This window comes from Nitrospira sp. (assembly GCA_030653545.1).
Lineage (GTDB): Bacteria > Nitrospirota > Nitrospiria > Nitrospirales > Nitrospiraceae > Nitrospira_D.
The window spans coordinates 151,265-177,727 of record JAURZE010000022.1 but is presented as its reverse complement, the minus strand read 5'-3'; the positions used below and the strand labels follow the sequence as shown (position 1 = coordinate 177,727).

The following is a 26,463-nucleotide window of genomic DNA, read 5'->3' as shown; positions in this document are numbered from 1 at the left end:
AGTACCTCTCAGAACAATGTGATATCGCTCTGCACTTGTTCCTCTAGCTTGAGATGGCGGGAGTATTCCGCCTCGCGGTCGATGATGGTCGTGTTTTTGATCCGTTCAATCTTCTTCATCAATACACGGCCGGACTCCGTGAAGTAGTAGACCTTTCTTGGAAACACATCGCCCAGATCGCTCTTGGCGATCCCAAACCCTTCATTCTTCAGGTAGTGCAGAACCCATTCGATGTTCCGCGCACCGACGTCGATGTTCCCTTCGTAAATCCGTCCCGCTCCGAACAGCTTCACCTCGAGGCGGTGCTTCATGCCGCCGCGCTTGAGAATGCCGTTGATCAATTGCTCCATCGCAAACGAGCCATACCGGGTGGACTCCCCGCCCCAGGCATCACTGGACTGATGCTCGTTGGGTTTGGGCAGCATGAAGTGATTCATGCCTCCTACTCCGGAGATGGGATCGCGAATGCAGGCCGAGATGCAGGAGCCGAGCACGGTATAGACCACCATCGGTTCGCAGCTGACAAAGAATTCTCCGGGCAGGATCGAGGCGATTTCATGAGGAAAGCGCCGATCCGTCATGCGCCGGATATGACTAAAATGCTCAGTGTCCAGGGTAGGCATTCCGGCTAGGTCCCCTTCCGATAAATCGTGGGGGCGATGGTCGAAAAGTCATGCTTGATCCACTGGAGGCTCTCAGAATGTCCGATGAACAGGTGGCCGCCCGGCTTTAAGTAGCGGTGGAACTTGGCAATGAGCCGCTCTTGCGTCGGGCGGTCGAAATAAATCATCACATTGCGGCAAAATATTAGATCCAACGGTGACCGAATAGGGAACGTGTCGCTCATCAGATTGAGCCGGCGGAAGGTGATGAGCTTGGAGAGGTGCGGCTTCACTTTGACCAGGCCGGCGCTCTTGCCCCGGCCCTTCAAGAAGTGCCTTCGTGCGATGTCCGGCGAGACGGTCGTGATTCGCTCCTCGCCATACAGTCCTGCGGCGGCGTGGGCCAGAACTCGCGTCGAGATGTCGGAGGCCAGAATCCCCATATCCCACTGAGCCGGCGATGTGATGGCTTCGTGGAGGGTGATCGCAATGGTGTAGGGTTCTTCTCCGGTTGAACAGGCCGAGGACCAGATCCGAATCCGTTTCTCTCGCTCCAGCGTCGGCAGGATCTGCTCCCTGAGATAGTCGAAGTGTTTGGGCTCGCGAAAGAAATCGGTCTTGTTGGTTGAGAGCAGATCCAGCATCCGGGTGAATTCGCCGCCGCTGTCGTCCTGCGTCACCTGGTCGTAGTAGGCCGCGAAGCTGTCGATCTCCAGCTCGCGCAGCCGTTTGGACAGGCGGGAGACGACGAGGGATTGCTTATTATCCCCGAGCGAGATCCCGCTTTCGTCGTAGAGTAGCGTGCGGATCCGGTCGTATTCCTGTTTGCTGATCGGGTAATCCATCCCGTTATCCCTTGTACCAGACGAAAATCATCATATAGACCAGATAGGCGGTCCCGATCGTGCCGGAGAAGGTCCACATGAGGAGATGCCCGAGTCTCCGATGCGTGGTCATTCCGGCCGCCATGGCGCCGACACTGCCATAGCGCAGACGATGCAAGCCCATGTAGAGGTTGTAGCTTCCCAGTCCGATCGTGGTCACGGCGAACAGCATGTGCGTGGCAAAGATGGGGAGATACATCGTCCAGTACTGTTGAGTGGTTCCCCCGAATTGCTCCCGCCCAAACAGCGTTTGTTTGAGCACATAGGCGATCAGCCAGATCCCGACCACGGTGCAGGCAATGATCATCCGTCGGGAGTGATGTGAAACATCATGGACTTTGGCGGAGCGCACCCCGGCTAACGCCACAAAATACGCGCCGGTAATGCTGGTCAGCACGACGTACCAAAGGAGTGATTTGAGGTCCATACAATACCCTCAGTTCAGGGTGAACAAGCGCACACGCACCCGTCTGTGTATCGGCCGATTTGTGGTGATTCTTGAGGAGTCGATGGATTCGGGTGGAATTCAGTCGGGGTCAACGGAAGGAGGCGTGCGCGGGGTAGGCACAAATTGCCCACCCCGCTGAATCCGCGTCTAGAACTCTTCGAAGTCATCGTGCGACTGACGGCGATCTTTGCCGTTGCCGCTGGCGATGCCGACCGGTTCATGACTTGAGGCGTGTTCCGCTTTCTCAGCCGGTTTGGCGCTGGATGACTTGGCGAGTCGCTTCAACAGACCGCTGCTGGGCGGCGCGGCCGGCCGACGGGGCACGGTCGGTTGGGGCGCGGCCGTGCCGCCATGCTCGGATACGGTGAAGAAGCCCATTTCTTTGGTTAAGTCTTTGGCCTGCTCCTTCATGGATTGGCTGGCGGAGGTGGTTTCTTCGACGAGAGCGGCGTTCTGCTGGGTCGTCTCGTCCATCTGCATGATGGCCTTGTTCACCTGATCGATCCCGCTCGCCTGTTCCTGCGAGGCTGCGGTGATCTCGGCGATGATGTCGGTCACCCGCTTTACGGAACTGACGATCTCATCCAGCGTCTTGCCGGACTGATTGACCAGTTCGCTGCCATCGGTGACCCGCTGGATCGATTCATTGATCAATCCTTTGATCTCCTTGGCGGCCGTGGCCGACCGCTGGGCCAGATTCCGCACTTCCGCTGCGACCACTGCGAAGCCGCGGCCATGCTCCCCGGCCCGGGCCGCTTCGACGGCGGCATTCAAGGCCAGGAGGTTCGTCTGGAAGGCGATCTCGTCGATCACGGTAATGATGTCGGCGATCTTCTTGCTGCTCTTGTTGATCTCGCCCATGGCGTCAACCGCGCGGGTGGTGATGGCCCCGCCTTTGTCGGCAATATCACGGGCGGCGATGGCCAGCTGGTTGGCCTGCTTGGCGTTGTCGGCATTCTGCTTGACCGTCGAGGTCAATTCTTCCATTGAAGCCGAGGTTTCCTCCAGTGCGCTGGCCTGCTCGCTGGTGCGCTGCGCCAGATCTTCGTTCCCCTTGGTGATCTGTTCCGAGGCCGCCCCCACGCTGTCGGTCGCGTGCCGGACCGTGGTCACGACCGCGGTCAAGCGTTCCATCATGTCATTGAAGGCTTGCGCCATGGTGCCGATTTCGTCTTTGGTATCACAAGCGACACGGCGGGTCAGATTGCCCTCTGCGGCAGATAAGGCGACTTCACCGACCTGCCGAAGCGGGTTGGCGATCATGCGGGCAATGATCCATCCGAGGAACATGCCGAGGCCGATGCCGCCGATGATGATGCCGGTCAACAGCATCTTCGAGTTGGCATAGATCGCTTGGGCTTCATCGTATTTGCCTTGGGCAATTTTGACTTTGATGTCCACCAGATTGTTGATCGCGTCGATGGAGGCCTTGAATTTCACGGCTCCGTCGCCTTTCATGGCGGCGAGTGCCCCAGCATGATCACCGGCCAGCAACAGACGGAACACGGTATTGTCCCGATAGGCACGATAATCGTCATAGACCTTGGCGAAATCGTCGTAAGCCTTTTGGACGAGCTCGGCCTTGATGGATTTCGCAAAGTTCTCCCGGTTCTCGTCGACGAGCTTGTTCAGCTCTTTCACTTTGGCCAGCGAGTCTTCGCGGTCGGCGGCATTGGCGGTCAGCAATGCCGTGATCGTTTGCGAGCGCATCTGGTACACCAGGCCACGCACTTTGGTGAGGGTCATGAGGGGCTTGAGCTGCACGGTGTAGATATTGTCGGTGGATTGGGTGATCGTCCCCATATTGGTGACGCCCATGTAGCCGACAAAGGCCATGATCGCTCCCATGGCGGCAAAGCCCAGCATTAACTTACTGCCCACTTTCATATTGTTGAACCAACTGAACATGATGACGTCCTTTCGATGATGGTTGCGAACGCTGTCGCGCGAATGCGTTAGGCTGCCTTGTCGAGTGCGTGCATGGCTTCTGTCTCGTCGGCGGTGAGTACCTGGTCGATATTGAGCAAGGAGACCAGCTTGTCCCCGCATTTACCGATGCCGCTGAGAAAGCTGACATCGACGTTGGTCCCGAACTGCGGAGGGGGCTGAATATCTTTGGCCGCGATATCCAGAACGTCCGACACGGCATCCACGATCACGCCCATGATGCGATCGCGCACGACGACGACGACGATGACGGTGAACATGGTCGGCTCGACTTCCGGCATCCCGAACTTGGTGCGGAGATTCACGATGGGCACGATAGTCCCGCGCAGGTTCAGCACGCCCTTGATGAAGCCGGGCGTGTTGGGGATGCGGGTGACGGCGGTGTAGCCTTTGATCTCCTGGACGCGCAGGATATCGACGCCGTAATGTTCCTCACCCAGCGTGAAGCTCAGGAACTGATTGCCGCCGGTCGAGAGGCCGAGGCCGGCCGTTGCTTCCGCGCTCAGGGTGTCGGATGCCTGTGTCGTGCCTGCTGCCATACTGTCCTCCTTCACACCTCTGTTAGGCCGCGACGGAAAGCCCGTGACGGCTGAGTTCGATTAAGCCCCGCACATCGAGAATGAAGCTGACCGTTCCATCGCCGAGAATCGTCGCGCCAGCGATGCCCTCGACTTTTCTGAAGTTCTTTTCAAGACTCTTGATGACCACCTGCTGTTGTCCCAACAGCTCATCCACCATGACCGCCACGCGCTCCTGCTCGGTTTCGAGCATGACCAGGATCGCCTTGGTCGGATCCTGGCAATCCGCGTCGATGGAAAAGGCCTCGGAGAGGCGCACAATCGGATGGTACGAGCCGCGCACTTCCACCACTTCGCCCTTACCGGTAATAGTCTTGACGGACGCCGCCGTCGGTTGAATCGATTCCAGGATCGAGACCAGCGGGATAATGTAACTTTCCCGTCCGACCCGCACGGTCATCCCTTCGATGATAGCCAGGGTCAGCGGGAGCTTGAGGGTAAACGTCGTGCCTTTGCCCAGCGCGGTCTTGATGCTGACGGTTCCGCCGAGGGCTTCGATATTCTTTTTCACGACATCCATGCCGACGCCGCGTCCGGAGACGTCGGTGATCTTGTCGGCGGTGGAAAAGCCCGGACGGAAAATCAGTCCGTTGATCTGATCGTCGGAGAGCTTCTCCCCGTCTGCGATCAGGCCTTGCTTGATGGCCTTGGCCAGGATCTTGTCCCGGTTCAGCCCGCGCCCGTCGTCTTCGACCGTGATGCAGATGCTGCCCCCTTCATGAAAGGCGTTCATGCGGATCGTACCCAGTTCCGGCTTGCCGGCGGCGAGGCGTTCTTCCGGTGGCTCCAGCCCATGGTCGGCGGAGTTTCGGACCAGGTGCGTGAGCGGATCGCCGATCGATTCGATGACGGTTTTATCGAGTTCGGTCTCTTCGCCCGAGAGGAGGAGCTGGATCTTCTTCCCGGCATTGCCGGAGAGATCGCGCACCAGTCGGGGGAAGCGGCTGAAGGTACTGCCGATGGGAAGCATGCGAATGCCCATGACCCGCTCTTGGATTTCTCGGGTATTGCGTTCCAGCTGGGCGACCCGTTCGACCAGGACAGGCAGCTGGCTCATGTCGAAGCGGGTGCCCAGCGAGCTCAACATTGATTGGGTGATGACCAGTTCTCCGACCAGATTGATCAGCTTGTCGATCTTGCCGGTATCCACGCGAATCGAGGCGGCGTCGCCGCCTTTCTTCGCCTGGGTGGCGGTATCGCCCTGTTTCTGCAGAGCCTGGGAAATCTGTTGGGGCGTGGCCGCGTGTTGCTCGACCAGAATCTCTCCGAGCCGCTTTTGTTGAGACAGCGCTTTGTCCAGTGTTTCGCGTGAGACCACACCGCTTTCGATCAGGATCTCGCCCAACGGTTTAGGTTCGCTGTCATCGGAGGCGACCACGGGTGGAATGGCGGGGGCACAATCTTCAATGGTCAATTCGCCTTCATCCCGAACGAAGTCAAAGACCCCTTCGACAACTGCCTGTTCTTTGGCTGTCTCGAGTTCCAGCGTCCAGCTCAGATAGCAGCACTCCGGGTCCAGGGAATCGATTGCAGGAAACCTGCTGGTATCCAGCCGGCGCGAGACGATTGTGCCCAGGTCTTCAAGTTCGCCGATCATCCGAACCGGATCGAGCCCTCGTTGGAACAACCAGGCAGGCGCGGCCCACCTGATGCGAAAACGATGAAGGTTAGGCGTGGAGGATGCAGCGGCCGGTGTAGCGGACGATGCAGAGGCGGGTGCGGAGGACGTATTCCCAGGAGTCTCTTCGCCTTCAGCCGCTGCGGCGAGTTCCCGTTCCAGTTGCAGCAAGAGGTCCGTATCGGGTGCCGCTCCGCCTCTGGCGGCTTCGATCAGAATCTTGAGCTGGTCGGTCGACCGCAAGAGGATGTCGGTGATCTCGGGGGTCACGGAAAATTTGCCGTTCCGCAGTTGATCCAGGAGCGTTTCCATCTTATGGGTGAACTGACCCACGGCGGTGAAGCCGAACATCCCGCTGTTCCCTTTGATGGAATGGGCGGCCCGGAAGATCCTGTTCAGGAGATCGAGATCGTCCGGACGCTGTTCGAGTTGCAGCAATCCGTCCTCGATTGTGGTGAGGTGTTCCGACGACTCTTCAAAGAAGGCGTCCTGAAATTGGGAGAGATCGGTGGTCATAAATGGCTTTCAGCCTTCAGTCTTCAGCTCTCAGCCGGATCGGATGATCTCTTAGCTGACGGCTGACCGCTGATGGCTTTTATGTGGGCAATACCTTTTGGACGACTTTCAGCATTTGTTCGGGATTGAACGGTTTGACGATCCAGCCGGTTGCGCCGGCGGCCTGTCCCGCCTTCTTCTTGTCATCGGCCGACTCGGTGGTGAGCATCAAGATCGGCGTGAATTTGAAGGCCGGCATCTTCCGAATCTCTTGGATCAGGGTAATGCCGTCCATCTCGGGCATATTGAGGTCGGTGACGACCAGGGCGGGTTTGGCGCCGCCGTTCAACTTGCCGACGGCTTCCTTGCCGTTGCCAGCCTCGACGATCTCATATCCCGCCCCTTTCAAGGTATAGGCGACCATTTGCCTCATGGTCGATGAGTCGTCTACGATCAACACTGTCTTTCCCATGTCATCCTCCACCCGGTGTGGCGTTATCGGTTTCCGTGCGACGCGGTATCCCTGCGCATGACTGCCTAAAACAACACGATATCCTCATGGGCCGGCTGCTGGGCGGCGCCCTGATCGGTGCCCAGGTTCGTGGAATGCACCTGACGTTCCTCCCGCATGGTGTAGCTCTGCTGGAGCTTGTGCACATACTCCGTCGTCCCGTTGAACGACTCGGGAGCCACCCCGCGGGTGGCTGCAAGGAGATCCTCCTGCAACACTTTTAAAGGCTCGATGACATGCTCGAGCTTCTGTCGGGCGCTATCCTGGAACTGCAGGGCCATGACGATAGCGGCGATATCCTGGCCTAACCGTTCGGCGCTGAGCTGCGTGTTGCCGACATTCGAGCGCAGGGCGTCGTTCTTTTCCGTGAGGGTCTTCGTCATATGATCGAGTTTTTCCTTTGAGGCCAAGGTCTTGGTGAGGTCGATGGACGCAAGTTCCTCGACCTCGGTCATCGCCTGCTGGCTTTCTCGCTGCACATCCATGACGAGCTTCTTGATATTGATCGCGGCTTGCCCAGAACGGTTCGCCAGCTTCGTGACTTCGTCTGCCACTACGGCAAAGCCCCGTCCATGCTCCCCGGCTCGGGCTGCTTCGATGGCGGCATTCAGAGCCAGTAACCGGGTCTGGTCGGCTATAAAGGTGATCTCGCCGAGAATACCGCTGATGGCCTTGGTGCTGGAATCCATCTTGTCCATCGTCGTGGACACACTCATGGCGATGGTCGAGGATTGCGCCACGTCCCTGACAAATTGGTCGAGCATCTTGGAGGTTTCCCCCACGACGTCTACGTTGTCCTCGTCTCCGTTCGAAAAGAGCGCGGCGGATTCGTTGGCCTGTTCCTTGGCCCGATGGGCGATCTCTTGAAAGCGTTGGCCCAAGTCGAGGATCGCCTGTTCGCTCTGCGCGATTACGCCCTGCAACTGGCCGTTCATGATCGGCACGAGCGGCGCCAGCGTGGCACACACGGCGGATTGGTAGCGCGTGCTGGTCTTCGCCTGCGTCGCTTCGAGGCGCGCCGTTTCTTCCGCGAGCCGGATAGCCAGGCGGCGCCGGCAATACCCGGCCATCCCCAGGGCGCCACAGACGACTCCCATCGCAGCGAACGCGACTTCGTTCCACATCACGTGAGCCCTTGTCCTTTCGGTCGCGTCCATCCCATCTGTACGAACCGTTCTGTGACGCGAGCTGGCACATTGATGAGTTGCACCGACTCGTGGAGACTGGCCGCGATGAGCAGCTGGAGCGCGGATGCATCCACGGTTCCTGTTTCTCCAAGATCGACGGTGATGCCCTGGCCTTGTTTCAAGCCCGCCTGCAATTGGGTTTTGAAGTCGCTGATTTCAAATATCGTCAGGTCGCCGCTGGGGGCAAGAAGCAAAGGGTCAGTCATCGAGTCTCCTGTCGTGAATCCAAAACGTCCGTATCCCTCACTATCTATCGAAGCACTACCATATCGGCGCGGTGTGCGCGATCTTGAGTTCGTTGTGAAGAATATCTGCGATTAATTCGTCGAGGGGGTACTGCTTGACCCTGGGGACTGGAGTTCTGCCGGCATGTCATCCAACGGCGCAGAGGGGAATGCATTGTCTTGCTGCTCCGGCCGGACCGGCGCATGTTCGAGGATCACCACTTCAACCCGGCGGTTTTTGGCGCGCTGTTCGAGCGTGAGGTTCTCGACGAGCGGCCGGGAGTCGGCATAGCCGAGCGCCGCCAGGTGCTCAGCCGGCACCGAATAGAGTTCCGATAAGACCCGGACCACGATGACGGCGCGGGTGGCCGACAATTCCCAATTCGACGGAAACAGCGTGGTGCGAATCGGCACATTGTCCGTATGCCCTTCGACGCGCACGTGCCGGTTGAGCTCGATCATGGCTTGGGAGAGTCCCTGAAGAAAGGGCAAGGCTTCGGGGCGAACGGCGGCTTCTCCGCTATTAAAGAGGACTTGATCCGGAATGGTGATGACGATGTCCCCGTTCAACTTTTCTTGGAGCTGCATGAAGTCGAATTGGGAGTTCGCCTTCATGTTTTTGACCAGCTCGCGCATCTTTCTGATGGCGACTTCTTTGTTGCCAGGAAGATTCTGGGTCATCAACGTGGGCCGCTGCTGCCCGAGGGTAAAGGCCATTGAGGAGGCCGTAGGCGTAGCCAGAGGATTTAACGCCGCCTTGATGGATTCGCTGACCGTGCGATATTTGCCCTCATTGACGGAGGAGACGGAATACATCACAACGAAGAAGGCAAACAGCAATGTGATGAAGTCGGCGTAAGATACCAGCCAGCGTTCATGGTTCTCGTGTTCTTCGTGTTTGTGTTTGGCCATTTAAATCCGTGAAGGGTGAAGCGTGAAACGTGAAACGTGAAGCGTCCGAGTTCAGGACGAGATACGCTTCACTTCTTCGTCTCCTTCGTTCGTTCCTCGTGGGGCAGGAAGCTTTCCAGCTTTTCCTGGAGCAGCCGGGGATTCTCGCCTTGGGCCAGGCCGACGAGTCCCATGATGATGATGTTGCGCGCCCCGGACTCTTCCTTCAGCTTCATCTTGATCTTGTTCGCGAAGGGCAGAAAAAAGAGGTTGGCGAGGCCGACGCCGTATACCGTGGCCACGAAGGCCACCGCGATGCCGCCGCCCAGCTTGGACGGATCGGCCAGGTTTTCCATCACGTGGATCAGTCCCAAGACCGCGCCCAAGATGCCGACGGTCGGAGCATAACCGCCGGCGGCCTCCCACACTTTGGCGGCTTTCACGCCGGCTTCTTCGTGATGCTCGACTTCGATTTCCAGAATTTCGTGCACGGCTTTCGGATCGGTTCCGTCCACGATGAGCTGCACGCCCTTCTTGAAGAACGGATCCTTGATGTCCTTGAGTTTGCCTTCCAGCGCCAGCAGTCCCTGTTTGCGCGAGACATTGGCCAAATCCAGAATCAACTTGATCGTGCCCTTGGTATCGATGGGGGTGTTGCCGAACACCATGTCGAGCGATCCCAAGGACTTGAGCACGACCGACAGCGGATTTTGCACGCAGCAGGCCCCGATCGTGCCTCCGGCCACGATAATGAAGGCCGTGAGTTGCATGATGGAGCTGAGGTGACCGCCCTCCAGCGCCTGCCCGCCGATAATCGATCCGATCGAGAGTACGATTCCAAGTATTGTCGCGATATCCACGAAGACATATTCCTTACAATGCGAAGGCTTGTGCGAGAGCCCTCATGTGATGCCTGATGCCTACTTTTGAACTATTGCGCCGAGAATTCCGCCTCTGTTAGGGTGCGCTACCCAACAGAAGGAGTCTGCGCATGGATTCGTCCGACAGTTTGATGCTCGATGCCAAGCAAGCCATTCTGGAGGAACAGCATCGCCGGTTTCAGGCGCTCCAGAAGGAAGGCAAGTGGGCGGAGGCGATGCAACAGTTCCAGACCACGATGCATTGTGCCTCGGATCTGTTGACGGATTCTCTGACCTTGCTCGAACGGGTGCTTGAAACACATCGCCAGCCCCCTCCGGAGAATCCTCAGAACGGTCCCCTCGCATAACTCTAGTGTGTGGCCGCCTCCATGGCCGCCTGCTCGCTCGGCAGGAGCAGCCGATTCAGGTCCAGCACGATCAGCAGCCGGTCATCGATCCGCCCGACCCCCTGGGTAAATTCTGCGCCGGCTGAATTGCCGACGGAGGGGGGCGGTTCGATCATGACTTTGGGCAGCCGCAGGACTTCCACCACTTCATCGACGATGAGGCCGACCATCCGCTGTCGGACCAGCACCACCATGATGCGTGAGTTGTCCGTCCGTTCGACGGTCGAGAGACCGAACCGCCGGCGGAGATCCAGCACCGGGATGATTCGCCCGCGGAGGTTGATGACCCCTTCGACGAAGTACGGCGCTTTGGGGACGCGCGTGACTTCGACCATGCGGTTGATTTCCTGCACACTGAGTACATCGAGCGCGAATTCTTCCTGGGCAATCCGGCAGGTGACGAATTGCACCAGGTCGTCCCCGCCTTTGCCGGTGCCGCTGGGCCCGGCTCCCTGCTGAACCTGGCCCGGCGTTTTCTCTTCGACAATCATCAGTCTCTCCTTGTGTTGCGGGTCGCTCGGTCCGGCGCGCGCCGACGGCGGCGCGCGCCGGAGTTCTTAGAGCTTGAAGGACCCGACAATGCCTTGGAGTTCGGTGGCCAACTGGCTCAGGTCATGACTGGCCTTCGCCGATTCGTTGGCGCCGGACGCCGATTCCTTGGTGACCTTCGCGACGTTTTCGATATCGTTCGCGATCTGCTGGGTCGCGACCGATTGTTCTTCGGAGGCGACCGCGATCTGCCGGATCATGTCGGCGCTCTCGGAGACCATTTCGACGATGCGGGAGAGCGCTTCGCCGGTCCGGTTGACGAGGTCCACGCCGCTGGTCACCTTCACGGTCCCCTGCTGCATCGACTCGACCGCCCCTCGGGTATCCTGTTGGATCTGGCGGATCATGTCGCCGATTTCCTTCGTGGCTTTCGTCGTCCGTTCGGCCAGCTTTCTGACTTCGTCGGCGACGACCGCGAATCCCCGTCCCTGTTCGCCTGCCCGGGCCGCTTCGATGGCCGCGTTCAAGGCCAGCAAGTTGGTCTGGTCGGCAATGTCTTCGATGACCCGGACGATTTCGCCGATCTGATCGGACGACTTGCCGAGTTCCGCAATGATGGTCGCCGAGCTGGATACGGCATCCGAGAGCTGTTGCATGCCCGAGATGGTGTCGGAGACCACCGAGCCGCCGTCCTTGGCGGTCTTGACCGTCTCCTGGGCGAGCGTCGCCGCTTTCCCTGAGTTCTGCGCCACCTGGCTGACCGTCGCGTTCATCTCTTCGACCGCCGCGGCGGTCTGCGAGGCGCGCGACGTGAGCGTGTCGGTGCCCTTGGAGATTTCCTCCGCGGTTGCGGAGAGTTCGACGGAGGCAGAGGCGACCTTGTCGGTCACATGCGCCACCTTGCTGATCATCCCTTGCAGCTTTTCAATGAACTGATTGAAATAACCGCCGAGCGTGGCGATCTCGTCCGTGCCATGCACCGGCACCCGTTTCGTCAGGTCTCCTTCACCCTGGGCGATGTCTTTGGAGATGGCAGCCATCTCATGAATCGGCTTCAACACAATCGCGCGGAGGAGCGCATAGGTCAGTCCGACGATCAGCAGGACCATTCCGGCCATCAGACCGACGGTATTCATTAAGGCCTTGTCTGAGTTATCTTTCGCAATGGACATCCGGCTGTTGATGACCAGTGCGCCCAGGGTATCCCCTACCTGTTTGTCGGTGTGGCAGGAGATGCAGGCAGCCGACGTAGCCTTGTCGGATATGGCCCGACGAAACGTCAGGGCGCCGTTCATGTCTTCACGGCGGCTATAGCTGTCGGTTCCAGACGCAAGAGCTTTTAGGGCCTCCGTTTCAAAGCCGTCTTTCGGAAGATTGTTTGAATTGAGTGGGCTCTGCGAAATGTATCGGAAATTCATCGTCCCGCTCTTCATCAACTCTTCGCCGATTTCCCGTGCGGCTGTGGCAGGGAATGGAATGGCATTGGGGTCATTGGCATGGTCTTTCGAAGTGATGATCTCGCTGCCGACTTTGCTCTTCTTGATTTTCGCGACGTAGTTGGTCGCGATGTAGGCACGGGACGTCTGCACCACGGCCTCGATCTGCTTGAGCCGCTGGGTCAACAGTTCGTCCAGATTGGCGTCGGCCTGGCGGCTGAGAATGACATAGCCACCTGCCATAATAGCCACAGCCACGAGACAGATGGCGGTCACGAATTTGGGCCCGATGTTCATATTCTTAACCAGCTGGTTCATAGGTCCTCCTACCTGCTGCTTGTGAATGAAGTGAGTGCGTGCCCTGTCATTTCTTTCTCACTCGTCTCATGCCGTACGGCATGTTCAACACCTCGCCGGTGAGGTAGGAGTGGTCACTACCTTATCGGCACCCTTCGCCTGATCCTGTACTGCTAGGCCATAGTCAACACCTCGCGGACAGAGGGATCGAACCAGGCCTGCTGGGCAGGGTTCGATGGATCCTCTCTCATTTAGACCATGTTCAACACTTCGCCGACGATATGCGGCAACGGGACGACTTTATCCGCACAGCCCGCTTCCACGACCGCCTTCGGCATGCCATAGACGATGCAGGTGTTTTCATCCTGCACGATCGTACGGCCTTTCGAGGCCTTGATGGCCTTCATCCCTTCAAGCCCGTCATGGCCCATGCCGGTGAGAATGACGCCGATGCCGCGCTCTCCATACAGGGCCGCGACCGACTGCAGCATGATGTCGGCGGCCGGCGCATGCAGATGCTTTTCATAGTTCGGGCTCAGCGACACCACATTGGTGGTGATGGATTTCTTCTTGACGCGAAATTGGACCCCTCCGGGGGCGATGAGGACGCGGCCGGCTTTCACCTCATCCCCGTCGACCGCTTCTTTGACTTCCAACGGACAAATCTGATTCATGCGATCGGCAAAGGGTTTGGTAAACGATTTGGGCATGTGTTGCACGATGACGATGCCTGCGGGAAAATCAGCGGGTAGCATCGGCAGGATTTCCATGAGAGCCTGCGGGCCCCCCGTCGAGCAGCCGATCGCCACGATGCGATTGCCGCGGGTGACGCTGATGGAATGCGCCGACAAGGCCCCACCGGCTGGCTTGACGATCGTGGCCATCGGGCCGCTGCTTCGCCTGATGGCCAGCTTGCCGGTCGCCTGGCTGGCGCCCACGATCTTTGCTACCAGGGCCCGTTCGATTTCGACGATATTGGTGGCCACGCCGTCCAATTGCTTGGAGATGAAGTCAACGGCCCCGTACTCCAAGGCTTTCAGCGTATCGTTGGCGCCTTCCGTCGTGAGCGAACTCACCATGATGATGGGGACCGGACATTCCGCCATGATGCGCCTGACCGCTTCAATCCCGTTCATGCCGGGCATTTCGACGTCCATGGTCACGACGTCCGGCTTCAATGTCTTGACCTGCTGAATCGCTTCCTCCCCGTTTCGGGCCAAGCCTGCGACGGCGATGCGAGGATCGCTGGTCATCATTGCCGACAGACTCTTTCTCATGAACGTCGAGTCATCGACGACGAGCACTTGGATTGTCTTGGCCATAAACGGTTCCGTCCTTCCCCCACGCACCGCTCAACGACGAGTCCCCTCGGCTACAGGATGTAGCGCATCAGTTTGCTGGAAAATTCTTTCGGATCGAATTTTGTGACGTAATCCGTCGCCCCGACTTGCGCCCCTTTTTCCTGATTGCAGCTGCCCGTCAAAGACGAGTGCAGCACGACGGGAAGATGGGCCAGTCTCGGATCGGAGCGAATGTGCTTGGTCAGGGTGAATCCATCCATGTCCGGCATTTCAATGTCGCTGAGGATCAGTTGAATCCGATTGACTTGCGGCAGGCCCTGATTCACCGCCTCCTCGGCGAGTTCCGTGAGGTAATCCCAGGCTTCCTTGCCGGTCGTCGTTTGAATGTAGGCGACGCCCAACTTTTCCAGGGCTTTGCGGATCTGGGTCCTGGCGACGGAGGAATCGTCGGCAAACAGGACGCATTTCGTCTTCAATTCGGGGCGCTCAGCCAGGCCGGCATACACTTCCTCGTCCGGGCGAGGGCAGATATCGCTCAGCACTTTCTCAACATCCAGGATCAACACCATGCGGCTGTCGTCGAGCATGGTGACGGCGGTGACGGCCCCTTTGTTATTTTCTCGGACGAGCGCCGGCGGTGTTTTGATCTTGGACCAGGAGGTCCGGATGATGCGATCAACCGCCGCGACATGGAAGGCCTGCAAGCTGGCGTTGTATTCGGTGATGATCAGGATGCCGTTTTCCTTGCACTCGGGCTTCATCAGATCCACTTCCTGTTCGCCCAAGCCGAGGGCTCGTCTCAGGGCGATGACCGGCACCATGGTCCCTCGGATATTGGCCATGCCCAGGACGCGGCCGTCGGCTTCCGGCACTCTGGTCAGGGGCGGCAACTTCATGACCTCGCGGACTTTGAACACGTTAATGCCGAAGACTTCACCGGTGCCCAGATGGAACAAGAGCAGCTCCATCTGATTGGCACCCGCCAGTCTCGTCCGTGCGTCGATTTCATTGATCAGCGTAGACATCAGCAAACTCCTTTACGGCCCCTACCCGTTGTCCTAGGCCACCATGGCGGAGGCATGCCAGGCTTGCGCGTTTTCCACGAGTTCTGAAATATCCAGGATGAGGACGACCTTTCCTTCGCCGGTGATCGTGGCGCCGGAAATACCTTTGATGCTGTCCAAGTACTCCCAAATGGATTTAATGACGACTTCTTCCTGCGACCGCAATTCATCGACGACGACGCCGATGCGCCGATCCCCGAGCGCGGCGACCACCACGTAGAAGCGGTCCCGATCCGTGTCTGTGGGAATGTCAAACTCCTTGGCCAGCCGGAGCAGCGGCAGCACGCGATCCCGTAAATGCAACACTTCCCGTCCGTTGATGGTCTTGATCTCATCCTTGGAAATCCGGACGGCTTCGATGACGGAGCTGAGGGGAATGGCAAACGTCGCCCGTTCGACTTCCACCATCAAGGCTTGAATAATGGCGATGGTCAGCGGCAGCTTGATCGTGATGAGGCTCCCCTTGCCTTCTTCAGACTCGATTTCGACGGTGCCGTTCATCTTGCGGATATTGGTTCGGACGACATCCATGCCGACGCCGCGACCGGAGACATCCGTGACTTTCTCAGCCGTGCTGAAGCCCGGCAGGAAGATCAAGTTGACGACTTCCCGTGGTTCCATGGTCGCCAGCTCCGCCTCGCTGATGAGTCCCTTCTGCAAGGCCTTGGCTTTAATCTTGCTGAGCGCGATGCCTTTTCCGTCGTCCTGGATGCGAATGACGATGCTGTTGCCCTCCTGACTTGCGGCAATACGCAAGACGCCCTCGCTGGGTTTTCTGGCGGCATGCCGTTCGGTCGGCATTTCGATGCCGTGGTCGATGGCATTCCGCACGAGGTGGACCAGCGGATCGCCGATTTCATCGGCCACGGACTTATCGAGTTCGGTCTCTTCTCCGTGCGTCTCCAGCCGCACCTGCTTGCCGAGTTTCGACGACAGGTCCCGGACCATGCGGGGCAGCTTGGCCATGACTTTCTTGATCGGCAGCATGCGGGTCTTCATGACGGCAAGTTGCAGGTCTGTCGTCACCAGATTCAGCTGGGTGAGTGTTTCGCTGAGCGCCCGGACCTGAGGATCCGTTTCGTGTGTCTGTTCCAGTATCCCGCCGATTTTGATCAGGCGATTTCTTCCGAGGACCAATTCACCGACGAGATTCATGACGGAGTCGAGCCGTTTCGTTTCCACGCGGATCGTGGCATCCTCTTCGGCCTTGGGATGCTTCTCTTGCTTCTGCAACGCCTGATCGAGCGCTTTCTCGGAGATCGCTTTCGCTTGGATAAGCAATTCTCCGAGCGGCTGTTTGGGATCCGGCTGTTTGGATTGCTCCGTCAGGGCATCGAACACCTGCTCTTTGGTCGCCAGACCTTCGGTGACGAGAATTTCTCCCAACTGGGGCGGCGGCGCGGCCGGTTGCGGAGGTTCCTGGGGCTGGGCGGCCGCCGGTGCCGGAGCGACCGGAGGCTTCGGAGCGGCCGCCGCCTCGCTGAACTTCCCTGCGAGAATGTCGTCGAGTTTCTGGGACATCGTCTCGACGGGAATCTTCACGTCGGTCCCGGACGTCCGAATCTCGGTCATGATGAGCTTGACGGTATCGACGGTTTCAAGAATCACCGTGATGATTTCCGGAACGACGGCCATCTCCCCCTGCCGGAGTTTATTCAGAATACTTTCGGCCCGATGGGTGACATCGACGAGATGAGTGAAGCCTAGAAAGCCGGCCGAGCCCTTCATGCTGTGCATGGCCCGGAAGATCTCGTTGAGAAGATCTTTATTCTCCGGCTGCGCTTCGAGCTCGACGAATTTCTGATCGAGTCCGTCGATCATCTCCGTCGTTTCGGTCAGAAAGTCGTTGAGTATTTCCTGCGTTTCATCGTCCATGGCACCCTCCGGTGAAATACAGTGATGCGTGATGGGTGATCAGTGATGGGTAAGATCCGATTCCGAGGTCATGCCGTTCCCACCCATCACACATCACGCTTCACCCGGCTAATTAAATCCGAACTGCTTCAAAATCTCGTCCGCGACATCCTGGTTCATGGACGTCTTTTTCGACGCTTCCAACTGTTTGAGCATTTCCGCGGCCTTTCCGGCCTCATCTTTTCCTGCGCCCTTCGTGTAGGGGCCGAAGACCACCACCAGTTCGAGCAGTTTGTGCTCGACTTCTTCCACAATCGTCACCAACTTGTTGACGCGTTGGGCGACCAGGTCCTGAAACGACAGCGCGGTGATGATGTCGATCAGCGGCTTATCGTCCTTCTTTAATCCGGTGCGGATGGAGGCCAGCGCCGCCGCGTCGTCTCCGGTCAGGTGCTGGGCGAGGGCGTCCATTTGGGCGAAGACCCGCTTGCGGTTGTCCTCGACGGTTTCGACCTGCTGCATGACTTTATGCGTGCCTTCTTCCGTCAACTTGCGCAAATCGCGCAAATGCGTGGTCGCATCAGGCAGCTGCTCGGTCGTGGCGCTCATCGGGGCGCTGAATTGCGAAATCGTCTTGATGGTCTTGTCGATGAACCGGGTCAGTTCTCCGAGCTTCTCATAGAGTGCGGTCTCGGCATTCTCGGGCTCGATGTCGTCGTCTAGAGTCTTTGCGGGAGCGCTGGCATTCACGTTGGCTCGTGAAATCATGAGTCCGATCCTTCCTATTTGAAGATCTTGTTGATCTTCTCCTGCATGGTTTCCGCGGTGAACGGCTTGACGACATAGTTGTTCACGCCAGCCTGGATGGCTTCGATGAGGTTCTCTTTCTGCGCTTCGGCCGTCACCATAAGCACGGGGATGTGTTTCAGCTTCTCGTCGGCGCGAATGGCGCGGAGCATTTCGATGCCGGGCATGACCGGCATGTTCCAATCCGACACGACAAAGCCGAACGGCTCAGTCCGCAGCTTCTGAAGGGCTTCCTGCCCGTTTTCGGCTTCTTCCATATTGGAAAAGCCGAGTTGCTTGAGAATGTTTTTGACAATACGGCGCATGGTCGACATGTCATCGACGACGAGAATCTTCATGTTGAGATCTGCTGGCATGGGTCCTCCTCTTGCGGCTTACAGTTTTTGATAGACGACGGCTCGGCCGACGTGTTGCGATCGAAGTACATCACTCATTTTCGTCAGGGACTCCGAAAAGCCGATGATCAGATAGCCGTTGGGCTTCAACGCGCCGGCGAGATCAGTCGCAATTTGATGTTTTGCTTTCTCATCGAAATAGATCAGACAGTTCCGGCAGAAGACGATGTCGATGCCGCGTACCAGTTTCAAGCGTGGGCGATCGTAGAGATTCAGATTCATGAACTTCACCCGACTCTTGATCGTCGAGGAAATGGCAAAATTCTCCCCTTGCGCATTGAAGTGTCTGGTCTTGAGGTGCGGGGGAACGTGACGCAAGGCATGGGCGGTATAGACACCGGCCTTGGCCAGTTTCAGAATCGGTTCGCTGATGTCGGTGGCCAGGATTTCAATATTCCAGTTCACCAGGGGCGCGTAGTCCGACAACATGAGGGCCAGCGTGTAGGGCTCATCTCCCGATGAACAGGCGGCGCTCCAGATCCGGATCTGGCGGGACGCCTTGTTGGCTTCCATGACGGCCGGGATGACGGTCTTGATGAAAGAGTCGAGCTGTGGTTGATCCCGATAGAAATAGGTCTCGTTCGTCGTGATCAGGCCATAGAGGGAGACGAGCTCTCGGTCACGATAGGTATCAAAGCGGAGATAGTTGACGTAGTCGGCATAGGTCGTGAGCTTGTGTTCCTTGAGACGCGAAGCCAGGCGACTTTCCAGGAGATACTTCTGATTCTCCTGAAAGGTGATCCCCGTCTGCTCGTAGATAAACTCCCGCAGCAGCTTGAACGTCTCGGCATCCATGCCGCGTTTGCTCTGTTCTGCTTCCGCTTTTGTGACAGGACTGCCCATGAGACTCCCTTACCCGCGTGCGGGTGTTGCGCGTTAGTCGTGGTATTCCCCGCTCTGGGGCGCACCTCGACTGTCGGAGGTTGTTCTCAGCCGTTCTCCGCCGCGAACTGCGTTACGCGGCTTGTGAACGGCTATGCATCCAGTCATGGATGTCGCGTCGCAGAAAGCGCCAGTGCTTCCCGATCTTCGAGGCCGGCAATTCGCCGACACGCGCGAGCTTATAGACGGTGGACTTGGGTACGCGGAGAAACCGCGCCACTTCCTGGACCGTCATGATCTCGCCATCCGTTGTGTTTGCCTGTGTCACGGTTGATGCGGTCATAGGATTATTCATAGTGAGTGGGTTATCGGTGTGCTCGATAGAAAACTTGAGCGGGCACTCACGCCGAATAACACAGGGGGGCTCTCGGTGTTGTCGGTTTGAGTGATCAATGCGATTCAGGAACGAGTGGTGCTCAGGTTTGAAGAGGCTTCAACCGATGAAGTACTCGATATTCACCGCTAACCATCAGGAACTTTGCGCAATGGCCACGATCATCTCGATCGCGTCGGGAAAGGGCGGCGTCGGTAAGAGTGTGGTGTCGGCCAACCTCGCTCTTTTATTGGCCAAGCGCGGGCAACGGGTGGTGTTGGCCGACCTCGATGTGGGGGGAGCGGATAGCCACATTCTCTTCGGTCTTTTGAATCCGCCGCTCACCCTGACGGATTTTCTCAATCGCCGTGTGCCGACGCTCATCGAGATTGCCCAACCGCTCTCCGTCCATAAGAATCTGCGCATTATTCCTGGCACCGGTGACACGTTGGCCACGGCCAATATGTCCTACTCGAAGAAAAAGCGCCTCATCCGGAACTTTCAGGAGTTGGACACCGACATCATCGTTGCAGATATCGGCGCCGGGACCAGCTACCATGCCCTGGATTTCTTCCTCATGGCCGATTACCACGTCGCCGTGGCCACGCCGGACCCTACCTCGGTCTTGGACCTCTATCGCTTCATCAAACTGGCGGCCATCCGCCGCGTGCTGTCCTCGTTTCTTGCCCGTGACGCGATGGCGGAAGCGCTGTCTGACCGGGACTTCTGCAGCGTTGAAGAAGTCTTGGATGTGGCGGGAAAGACGGATGAAGCGGGACGTGGGATCGCCGAGACCTCGCTGCGTACGTTTCAACCGGCTCTGATCCTCAATCGCGTCGCCGGCCGCTCGCGGGTGAATGTGTTGCAGCTTCGGAAGCTCTTGAAGGAGTATGTCGGTGGTGACCTGACGCTCCTGGGAGAAATTCCAGACGACCCTGCCATGGAACGGGCTGTGCGCAGTTATCTGCCGGTCACCGAGCTGGAACCGGCGGCTCCGGCCGCGGTGGCGCTTGGACACATCGCCGACACTCTGCTACAACGGATTACTGGTTCTCCAGCGAAAGCCGCTTAAACTCCAATTGGCGAATGTATTTTCGTGTGGGAATGCCGAGGGTGAGGAACGAACGGCGTATGGCCTTCGCCTAGCTTCCGGTGTTCCGTCTGGCCCGCAGCCGTTCGGCTTGCGTCTGGATGATGTGGCGAATGATGTCTTCTTGATGATCCGGAGACAGGTCGACGTATTGCGTGGCGATCAGGTAGCCGGGCGCCCCGGTCAGCGGCGAGGTGCGAATGACCTTGGCGCTCGTGTTGACGGGAGTGAAGGGGGGAAGAATCAGTTTCAGCGTCAACAGGTCGGCTGGTTGGAACGGGCGCGGTGAGACGAAGCTGATCCCTCCCCCGCTGATATTCACCTCGGTCAGTCGCGCGATGGCGATACTGTCCGGCTGAATATGCGCCATGCCACGCAGCAGCACCTCCATCAACCAATCGACTTTCATGATCCACGGGAGGAACGGCGACGTCGCCAGCGTATCGCCCGTGCGTGCCAGCAGATCGGCGGTCGGCTTTCCGACGGCGGCGGCAATCATCTCATCGGTCAGCGGAGGCGTGCCCGGCTGGGGCGTGTCGGCCGATTCGCTCGTGAGGCGGAACTCCATCAGGAGGTGATCATCGACACGAATCCACTCCCGGCGTTCATCGACGGCGAGGGAAGAGTCTCGGAGCGATTGTGTGTGATTCATCGTGGGCCTGACTCTTTCTTCCATACGCTAGGCGGCGACGCAGAGCGTCGCGGCTTGAACCGGAGCCAATGGAGCCGGTGCGTGCACGACCACCCGATTACGGCCCTGTGCTTTCGCGTCGTACAGTGCCGTATCGGCCGCGTTCACCCAATCCTCAACCGCGGCGATGGCCGGATTGCACACCTCGGCAATCCCGATGCTGGCGGTCAGTCGAACGGTGCCATCTTCGACGTCGAACGCATGGGTTTCAATGAGATTTCGCAGGCGTTCGGCTAAAGGTTGCGCCTGCTCGATCGAGGTATGCGGCAGGATAATGGCAAACTCTTCTCCCCCGTATCGTCCGACCGTATCGACGTCGCGCACGGTGTCCGTCATTAAGGAGGCCAGCTCTCGCAAGACGAGGTCCCCGGCCGTGTGTCCCAAGCGGTCGTTCACGGTTTTGAAATAATCGAGGTCCAGGATCATCAGGCAGGCCGGTGCTCCATAGCGAAGTCCAGCCTTCAACTCACGCATGAGGGGTTCATCAAGTGCCCGGCGATTGAACACGCCTGTCAGCGGATCCCGCAAAGCCATGTCTTGGAGATCCTGGTGAGCATCGGCATTCCGCAAAGTGAGCGAAAGGGACGTGCCGATGGTGGCCAGCAACTGCTGTTCGTCTTCTGTGAAGGGGGCGGATCCTGCTCGTTGAACGTGGAGCACTCCGATGGCGTGCGGTCCGATGGCCAAGGGAATATCGTGCATGGCATGCGTCTCAGGCTGCGGGTGCGCGAGGAGGGCGTCTTCCCCTCTCATCAGCGGCATGGGACGCGAGCCGACCAGGCGCAGTGTGGTCGCTCCTGACGTGACCCGCTGCGGCGATCGGCCGAGCCGTCCGAGGAGTTGCGTTGTGAGTGTCCGTTCTCGCTCTTGATCGCCGCCTTGCGACCATGTCCAGACATGTTCGGGATTGGTTCGGACTAAGCCGATGAGTTCCGCTCCGGTCAGTGCGGGAAGCCCGGTAAAGAGAGCCTGAACGACATCCTCAGGCTTCAGGGATCTCGCCAGCGCTTGCGTCAGCTGATTGAGTCCGGCCAGGCGTTGATTGAATTGTTTGAGGGTATCACGCTCCCGGGCCAGGGATTGATTGGCGGAGGCCAGATCCCCGGAGAGGTTGCGGACTTCCAAGAAGGTTTGGCGGTTCCGTAGCCCGCAGTTCAGTGAGTCCGTCAGGCGCGAGAGGGCCCCGGGCCAATTGACATAGTCGAAGGCGCCTTGGCGGAGAAACTGCGCGACCATGTCAGGTTTCTGATTGCGTCCGACGAGAATGACGCACAGGTCACTCTGTCGAGTTGCGACGGCTTCGAGAAAAGCGAAAGTATCCGTTGCGCGCGCCCCCACTTGATACACGATGGCCTGGACGTTCGCGGTGCTGTCGGAGTCGAGGGTGCAGTGTCGTTTCGTCACGGGTGTAAATGCAAAGCCCTGCCGCGCGAGTTGAGTCCAGCGCATATCCCGATGGAAGAGCGGTGTTCCGACGAGAAGAATGCGCGAAAGACCGTCATGCGGTTGTGTGCTCACCTGGACCTCTTTGTGTTGTCGCGGTCATGTTCTGGACGTGCGGAGAATTGCTCGTGGCGCTCACGAGCTTCGGCTGACACGGAGACGCGGTCGGCCTGACCTCTTGTCGGTTCGGGGGAGTTCTCAGACTGTGCCGGCTGGAGCGCCCGTTGATAGGTGCGAACCAGGTTATGTATCTGATGGACGGCGATTCCCATGGGCGTCTCCCGGGGGCGATTGGTTAGATGTGCCGCTCAATCGTCCCTGAGTCCGAGGACATCGCGCCATTCCATCGGCGCAGTCCCTGTAGTCGTTGGCGGATCTTGGCGGAGTCATCAAGGAGTGCGGCCACGCCTGCCTGGGCTACCGTGATCTGTTCCGCGATCGTTCGATCCATGCTCAGCACGTATGCCAGATGTTCGGGAGAGAGGGCTTCGTGAGCGAGAAGGGCCTCTCGCACCTGATAGTAGTGATCCACCCGATTCCATTCCCCTCGGGTTGCCGCCATCCCTGCCGCCTCGGTGACAGCCAAGATCGTGTGCAGATCTTTGTCAGAGCGAGGTTCCATGCGTTTAACGGGCCAACGCCAACGGGGCCTGCTGTTGGGTCGCGACCTCTCTCCAGGCTTCGCGCAACGTCGTGAGGCAGCGAGCCGGCCCATCGAGCCGGGAGCTCACATGTTTGGCGTTGGCTTCAACGAGTTCGCTCAACATGTAGTCATAGAGACGATGCAGCGACTTCGCGATGTCTCCCCCCTGCTCGTAATCCAACACGCTGTCGAGTTCCCCTACGATCGAGATCGCCCGGCCTATGAATCGCGCTTTGTCCGGTAAGTTGTTGGTTTCAATGGCGCGCCGGGTCAATTCGATAGATTGAATGGCGGCGTCATAGAGTAAGACCACGATCTGTACCCGGGAAGAGGTGAGGATCTGCGTTTGCTGATACTGCTGGGCGTATTGTGCAACCATTGGCGTGTGTCCCCTACTGCGTGATGAGTTCAGTTTCCACGAGAGGAATTGGATTGAAGTGAACTGCTTTGGCTCTGGAGACGTCTGAGGAGACCATCCAGCGCCGCATATTGTGCCTTGAGCCGATCTTCGTACTTGGTGACGGCATCTTCTTTTCTGAGAATGTCTGCCGATAGGCTGGTAATCTGCTTGGCAAGTCCGTTCTTTCTCAATGTCAATTGACCGGATGCGACGTTGGTCAAGGAGTCCACCGCCGTATTGAGCAGCTGGGCGACTCCGGCGCTCCCGGTTTGGTTGACAAACAAGGTCCGGACATTGCTGTAACTCGCGCTCAATGCGGTATCGAGTTTCGCGTCATCGACGGTGATGGTCCCCTCTCGATCCGTCTTGAAACCCAGCGCTCCGACGGTATTCAGAGATCCTGCGCCGGATATGGATGAAGACAGTGCCGTACGAATCTGGGACAGCACCCCGCGAACGGTTGGTTCCCCGAAGAAATTGCCGCCTTTCTTCGTGGCTACATCGTAGGTGGTCCGCTCATTGATGTACTTGAGGACTTCGTTGTAGGCGGTCGCCAGCCCTTTGATATTGTCCTTCACCGCGGTGACATCTCGGCTCACATTCACCTGAACGGTTGAAGTTCCGGTTGTCTCCAACAATGTGAGGGTGACGCCGGCAATGGCATCGGAGATGGCATTGGTGCTTCGTGTCACGGTGACGGGATTCAGCGTAGGATCTCCGACGATGGCGATGGCATCTTGGGCGGCTTGCAGGGTATCGATGCCACCGGTCCCGCTGCTGTTCAAGAAATCTAACGTGGTATTGTCTGCGACAATGGTGATGCCGTTGGAGGCTCCGGTGGTCGAGGACGTGAGGACGAGGCGATAGGCCGGAGTCGTGTCGTTCCCGGTATTGATAATCGAAGCGGTCGCTCCGGCACCGAGGTCATTAATCGCACTCTTGAGATCTTCCAGCGTGGCCGTGTCGCTGAGCGTCACCGTTTGATCGGTTCCGGTGCCGACTTTGAAGGTAAAAGTCCCGGACGCCCCTCCGACGATATCAGTCGTCGTCGTGGCCACGGTTTTAGCGGCTTTGCTGGTGATTTGATGGGACTGCGCGAGCTGGGTGATCCTAAGCGAGTACGTGCCCGATGTGGCAGTGGAAGAGCCGACGGCACTCAACGCACTGGTATCGGACACGCTCGTCGTCGTCCGGTCAAACGAGGTCGAGAGCCGCAGCTTATCCGCGGCACTCTGGAGGCCGATCAACTTGGTGCTCAACGTCGCGTAATCCGTCGACTTTGAGTTCAGGGCGCCTTTTTTCTCGGTCAAGCTGTTAACCGGGAGGCGTGCCACCTTGACCAGTTGCTCCACGACCTGACCGAAATCAAGTCCGTTGCCCAACCCGCCGAAACTGATCGTCGCCATGCTCCATCTCCCTCACCTCTTCAGGCTTGCTCTTTGAGCAGCAGGCCCTTGGAGCTGTTGAAATACTTAGCCAGATTCAGGACCTCTTTTGGAGGAAATTGGCGAATCACTTCCCCCGAGTCTTTTTCGATGACCTTCACGATCACCCGATCCGTCGAATCATCGATTTCGAACTTCAGATTGGTATCGTGCGTTTTCAGCTCTTCACTGACCTTCGCCACCGCCTGTTCGAGGGTTGCCCGCTCGATCGGGGCGGCTGGCTGATTGTCGGTATCAGGTTGCGTCCGTGCGGCAGTCGGCTGTTTAGCCGCTGCATGATCCGGTTCACCCCCGCGGGCGGGTGTGGTCAGGAGATCTGCTTTGCCGGTTACTGGTGTAATCATGGCAGCCTCCGTGTGAACCTAGGGAAGGGGCGGCCGTTCATGAGGAGCGGCCGCCCCCGCCGATGACTACCTCTGCAGCAAGGCTAAGGCCTGTTGCGGGAGGTTGTTGGCTTGCGCCAAGACCGAGATACCGGTCTGGACCAGGATCTGATTCTTGGTGAACACCGCCGTTTCATGCGCAATATCCGCATCGCGGATACGCGACTCTGCGGCGGTCAGGTTTTCACTCGTGACCTGCAGATTCGCAATCGTCGCTTCGAAGCGGTTCTGAATCGACCCGTATTCGGCGCGGGCGGTTGCGATGGCGCTGATGGCGTTGTCGATGTTGGCCAGCGCGCTCGTCGCATTCGCCGACGTGGACACGTTCACTGAGCTGATCCCCAATGAGTTTGTGGTGATGTCATTGAGATCGAGGCTGAGCGAGTTGCCCGATCCACTTCTGAACCCGATGGCGATCGAGAAGCTGATGGTGCTGCCGCTGGTCAGGGCCTGACCGTTGAATTCGGTGACCTGCGCGATACGATCGATTTCCGACCGCAACGCCACGAATTCCTGGTCGATGTACGACCGTTCCGTGTTGCCGACCGTACCGCTGGCTGACTGCGAAGACAGTTCACGAAGACGCGACAAGAGATTGCCGATGGTCGAGGCGGCGCCGTCCGCGATCTGCGTCAAGCTGATACCGTCCGAGGAGTTCCGGACAGATTGGTTAATGCTGCGGATCTGCGCCCGCAAGGATTCGGACAGTCCGAGGCCGGCGGCATCGTCCGCGGCTCGCGTAATCCGAAGGCCGGAAGAGAGGCGCTCGACCGAGCGTCCCAACTGGTTGGTGCTGTTCGACAAATTTCGCTGGGCAGAAATTGATGCCGGGTTGTTGTTAATGATTAATGCCATGGATGCTTCCTCCTTGCCGACTG

The 26,463-nt window shown here is 58.4% G+C and carries 29 protein-coding genes; 2 read left to right on the top strand and 27 right to left on the bottom strand.

Annotation, left to right across the window (positions count from 1 at the left end; genetic code table 11):
• Positions 1 to 8: 8 nt before the first annotated feature.
• The 11 genes from Q7U39_07610 to Q7U39_07560 form a co-directional block, all read right to left on the bottom strand.
• Positions 9 to 623, bottom strand: coding sequence for a hypothetical protein (locus Q7U39_07610; GenBank protein MDO9117806.1), 615 nt, complete (start codon positions 621 to 623; stop codon positions 9 to 11).
• A gap of 5 nt (positions 624 to 628) precedes the next feature.
• Entirely contained in the window at positions 629 to 1,447 is an 819-nt protein-coding gene (locus Q7U39_07605; GenBank protein ID MDO9117805.1) for a protein-glutamate O-methyltransferase, read from the bottom strand.
• A 4-nt stretch (positions 1,448 to 1,451) separates the two neighbouring features.
• On the bottom strand, positions 1,452 to 1,913 hold the full coding sequence (locus tag Q7U39_07600) for a DUF420 domain-containing protein (GenBank protein ID MDO9117804.1): 462 nt from the start codon (positions 1,911 to 1,913) through the stop codon (positions 1,452 to 1,454).
• Positions 1,914 to 2,081: 168 nt separating this feature from the next.
• Positions 2,082 to 3,842 carry a methyl-accepting chemotaxis protein gene (locus Q7U39_07595; GenBank protein MDO9117803.1) on the bottom strand — a complete coding sequence of 587 codons (1,761 nt, stop codon included), beginning with the start codon at positions 3,840 to 3,842 and terminating at the stop codon, positions 2,082 to 2,084.
• Between the two features lie 47 nt (positions 3,843 to 3,889).
• A complete protein-coding gene (locus Q7U39_07590; protein MDO9117802.1) occupies positions 3,890 to 4,420 on the bottom strand; it encodes a chemotaxis protein CheW in 531 nt (176 codons plus the stop codon).
• A 22-nt stretch (positions 4,421 to 4,442) separates the two neighbouring features.
• Entirely contained in the window at positions 4,443 to 6,593 is a 2,151-nt protein-coding gene (locus Q7U39_07585; GenBank protein MDO9117801.1) for a chemotaxis protein CheA, read from the bottom strand.
• 79 nt (positions 6,594 to 6,672) lie between these two features.
• On the bottom strand, positions 6,673 to 7,044 hold the full coding sequence (locus tag Q7U39_07580) for a response regulator (protein ID MDO9117800.1): 372 nt from the start codon (positions 7,042 to 7,044) through the stop codon (positions 6,673 to 6,675).
• A gap of 65 nt (positions 7,045 to 7,109) precedes the next feature.
• Positions 7,110 to 8,207, bottom strand: coding sequence for a methyl-accepting chemotaxis protein (locus Q7U39_07575; protein MDO9117799.1), 1,098 nt, complete (start codon positions 8,205 to 8,207; stop codon positions 7,110 to 7,112).
• Positions 8,207 to 8,476, bottom strand: a complete 270-nt coding sequence (locus Q7U39_07570; GenBank protein MDO9117798.1) for an STAS domain-containing protein — start codon at positions 8,474 to 8,476, stop codon at positions 8,207 to 8,209. Before Q7U39_07570 ends, Q7U39_07575 begins: the two co-directional genes overlap by 1 nt.
• 111 nt (positions 8,477 to 8,587) lie before the next feature.
• Complete coding sequence (locus Q7U39_07565; GenBank protein ID MDO9117797.1) at positions 8,588 to 9,406, bottom strand: flagellar motor protein MotB; 819 nt, start codon at positions 9,404 to 9,406, stop codon at positions 8,588 to 8,590.
• A 68-nt stretch (positions 9,407 to 9,474) separates the two neighbouring features.
• Entirely contained in the window at positions 9,475 to 10,245 is a 771-nt protein-coding gene (locus Q7U39_07560) for a flagellar motor protein (protein MDO9117796.1), read from the bottom strand.
• 131 nt (positions 10,246 to 10,376) lie between these two features.
• Here Q7U39_07560 and Q7U39_07555 point away from each other — a divergent pair, with 131 nt between their 5' ends.
• Positions 10,377 to 10,613 carry a hypothetical protein gene (locus Q7U39_07555; GenBank protein ID MDO9117795.1) on the top strand — a complete coding sequence of 79 codons (237 nt, stop codon included), beginning with the start codon at positions 10,377 to 10,379 and terminating at the stop codon, positions 10,611 to 10,613.
• Between the two features lie 2 nt (positions 10,614 to 10,615).
• Here Q7U39_07555 and Q7U39_07550 read toward each other — a convergent pair whose 3' ends face one another.
• The 9 genes from Q7U39_07550 to Q7U39_07510 all read right to left on the bottom strand — a co-directional run bounded on the left by Q7U39_07550 (position 10,616) and on the right by Q7U39_07510 (position 19,460).
• The gene (locus Q7U39_07550) at positions 10,616 to 11,143 is read right to left on the bottom strand and encodes a chemotaxis protein CheW (protein ID MDO9117794.1); all 528 of its coding nucleotides are present in this window, start codon (positions 11,141 to 11,143) and stop codon (positions 10,616 to 10,618) included.
• Positions 11,144 to 11,209: 66 nt separating this feature from the next.
• Complete coding sequence (locus Q7U39_07545; GenBank protein ID MDO9117793.1) at positions 11,210 to 12,895, bottom strand: methyl-accepting chemotaxis protein; 1,686 nt, start codon at positions 12,893 to 12,895, stop codon at positions 11,210 to 11,212.
• Positions 12,896 to 13,125: 230 nt separating this feature from the next.
• Complete coding sequence (locus tag Q7U39_07540) at positions 13,126 to 14,196, bottom strand: chemotaxis response regulator protein-glutamate methylesterase (protein MDO9117792.1); 1,071 nt, start codon at positions 14,194 to 14,196, stop codon at positions 13,126 to 13,128.
• Between the two features lie 50 nt (positions 14,197 to 14,246).
• On the bottom strand, positions 14,247 to 15,200 hold the full coding sequence (locus tag Q7U39_07535; protein ID MDO9117791.1) for a chemotaxis protein: 954 nt from the start codon (positions 15,198 to 15,200) through the stop codon (positions 14,247 to 14,249).
• A 33-nt stretch (positions 15,201 to 15,233) separates the two neighbouring features.
• Positions 15,234 to 17,114 (bottom strand): chemotaxis protein CheA, encoded by a 1,881-nt coding sequence (locus Q7U39_07530; protein ID MDO9117790.1) that lies wholly within the window; start codon positions 17,112 to 17,114, stop codon positions 15,234 to 15,236.
• 108 nt (positions 17,115 to 17,222) lie between these two features.
• Positions 17,223 to 17,861, bottom strand: coding sequence for a protein phosphatase CheZ (locus tag Q7U39_07525; protein ID MDO9117789.1), 639 nt, complete (start codon positions 17,859 to 17,861; stop codon positions 17,223 to 17,225).
• A 14-nt stretch (positions 17,862 to 17,875) separates the two neighbouring features.
• Entirely contained in the window at positions 17,876 to 18,256 is a 381-nt protein-coding gene (gene cheY / locus Q7U39_07520; protein ID MDO9117788.1) for a chemotaxis response regulator CheY, read from the bottom strand.
• Positions 18,257 to 18,274: 18 nt separating this feature from the next.
• Complete coding sequence (locus Q7U39_07515) at positions 18,275 to 19,138, bottom strand: protein-glutamate O-methyltransferase CheR (protein ID MDO9117787.1); 864 nt, start codon at positions 19,136 to 19,138, stop codon at positions 18,275 to 18,277.
• Positions 19,139 to 19,250: 112 nt separating this feature from the next.
• Positions 19,251 to 19,460, bottom strand: a complete 210-nt coding sequence (locus Q7U39_07510; GenBank protein ID MDO9117786.1) for a helix-turn-helix domain-containing protein — start codon at positions 19,458 to 19,460, stop codon at positions 19,251 to 19,253.
• Positions 19,461 to 19,662: 202 nt separating this feature from the next.
• Between Q7U39_07510 and Q7U39_07505 the strand changes: the two genes are divergently transcribed.
• A complete protein-coding gene (locus tag Q7U39_07505; protein MDO9117785.1) occupies positions 19,663 to 20,562 on the top strand; it encodes a P-loop NTPase in 900 nt (299 codons plus the stop codon).
• 70 nt (positions 20,563 to 20,632) lie between these two features.
• On the opposite strand, the gene Q7U39_07500 is transcribed toward Q7U39_07505, so the two are convergent.
• The 7 genes from Q7U39_07500 to Q7U39_07470 all read right to left on the bottom strand — a co-directional run bounded on the left by Q7U39_07500 (position 20,633) and on the right by Q7U39_07470 (position 26,440).
• On the bottom strand, positions 20,633 to 21,232 hold the full coding sequence (locus Q7U39_07500) for a PilZ domain-containing protein (protein ID MDO9117784.1): 600 nt from the start codon (positions 21,230 to 21,232) through the stop codon (positions 20,633 to 20,635).
• Positions 21,233 to 21,259: 27 nt separating this feature from the next.
• A complete protein-coding gene (locus tag Q7U39_07495; GenBank protein MDO9117783.1) occupies positions 21,260 to 22,789 on the bottom strand; it encodes a diguanylate cyclase in 1,530 nt (509 codons plus the stop codon).
• 220 nt (positions 22,790 to 23,009) lie between these two features.
• Positions 23,010 to 23,336 (bottom strand): hypothetical protein, encoded by a 327-nt coding sequence (locus Q7U39_07490; protein ID MDO9117782.1) that lies wholly within the window; start codon positions 23,334 to 23,336, stop codon positions 23,010 to 23,012.
• Between the two features lie 4 nt (positions 23,337 to 23,340).
• Complete coding sequence (gene fliS / locus Q7U39_07485) at positions 23,341 to 23,736, bottom strand: flagellar export chaperone FliS (protein MDO9117781.1); 396 nt, start codon at positions 23,734 to 23,736, stop codon at positions 23,341 to 23,343.
• A gap of 29 nt (positions 23,737 to 23,765) precedes the next feature.
• The gene (fliD, locus tag Q7U39_07480; protein MDO9117780.1) at positions 23,766 to 25,163 is read right to left on the bottom strand and encodes a flagellar filament capping protein FliD; all 1,398 of its coding nucleotides are present in this window, start codon (positions 25,161 to 25,163) and stop codon (positions 23,766 to 23,768) included.
• Between the two features lie 20 nt (positions 25,164 to 25,183).
• Positions 25,184 to 25,546, bottom strand: coding sequence for a flagellar protein FlaG (locus Q7U39_07475; protein MDO9117779.1), 363 nt, complete (start codon positions 25,544 to 25,546; stop codon positions 25,184 to 25,186).
• 66 nt (positions 25,547 to 25,612) lie between these two features.
• Positions 25,613 to 26,440: a flagellin gene (locus tag Q7U39_07470; GenBank protein MDO9117778.1), complete on the bottom strand. Its 828-nt coding sequence runs from the start codon at positions 26,438 to 26,440 to the stop codon at positions 25,613 to 25,615.
• Positions 26,441 to 26,463: the final 23 nt, after the last annotated feature.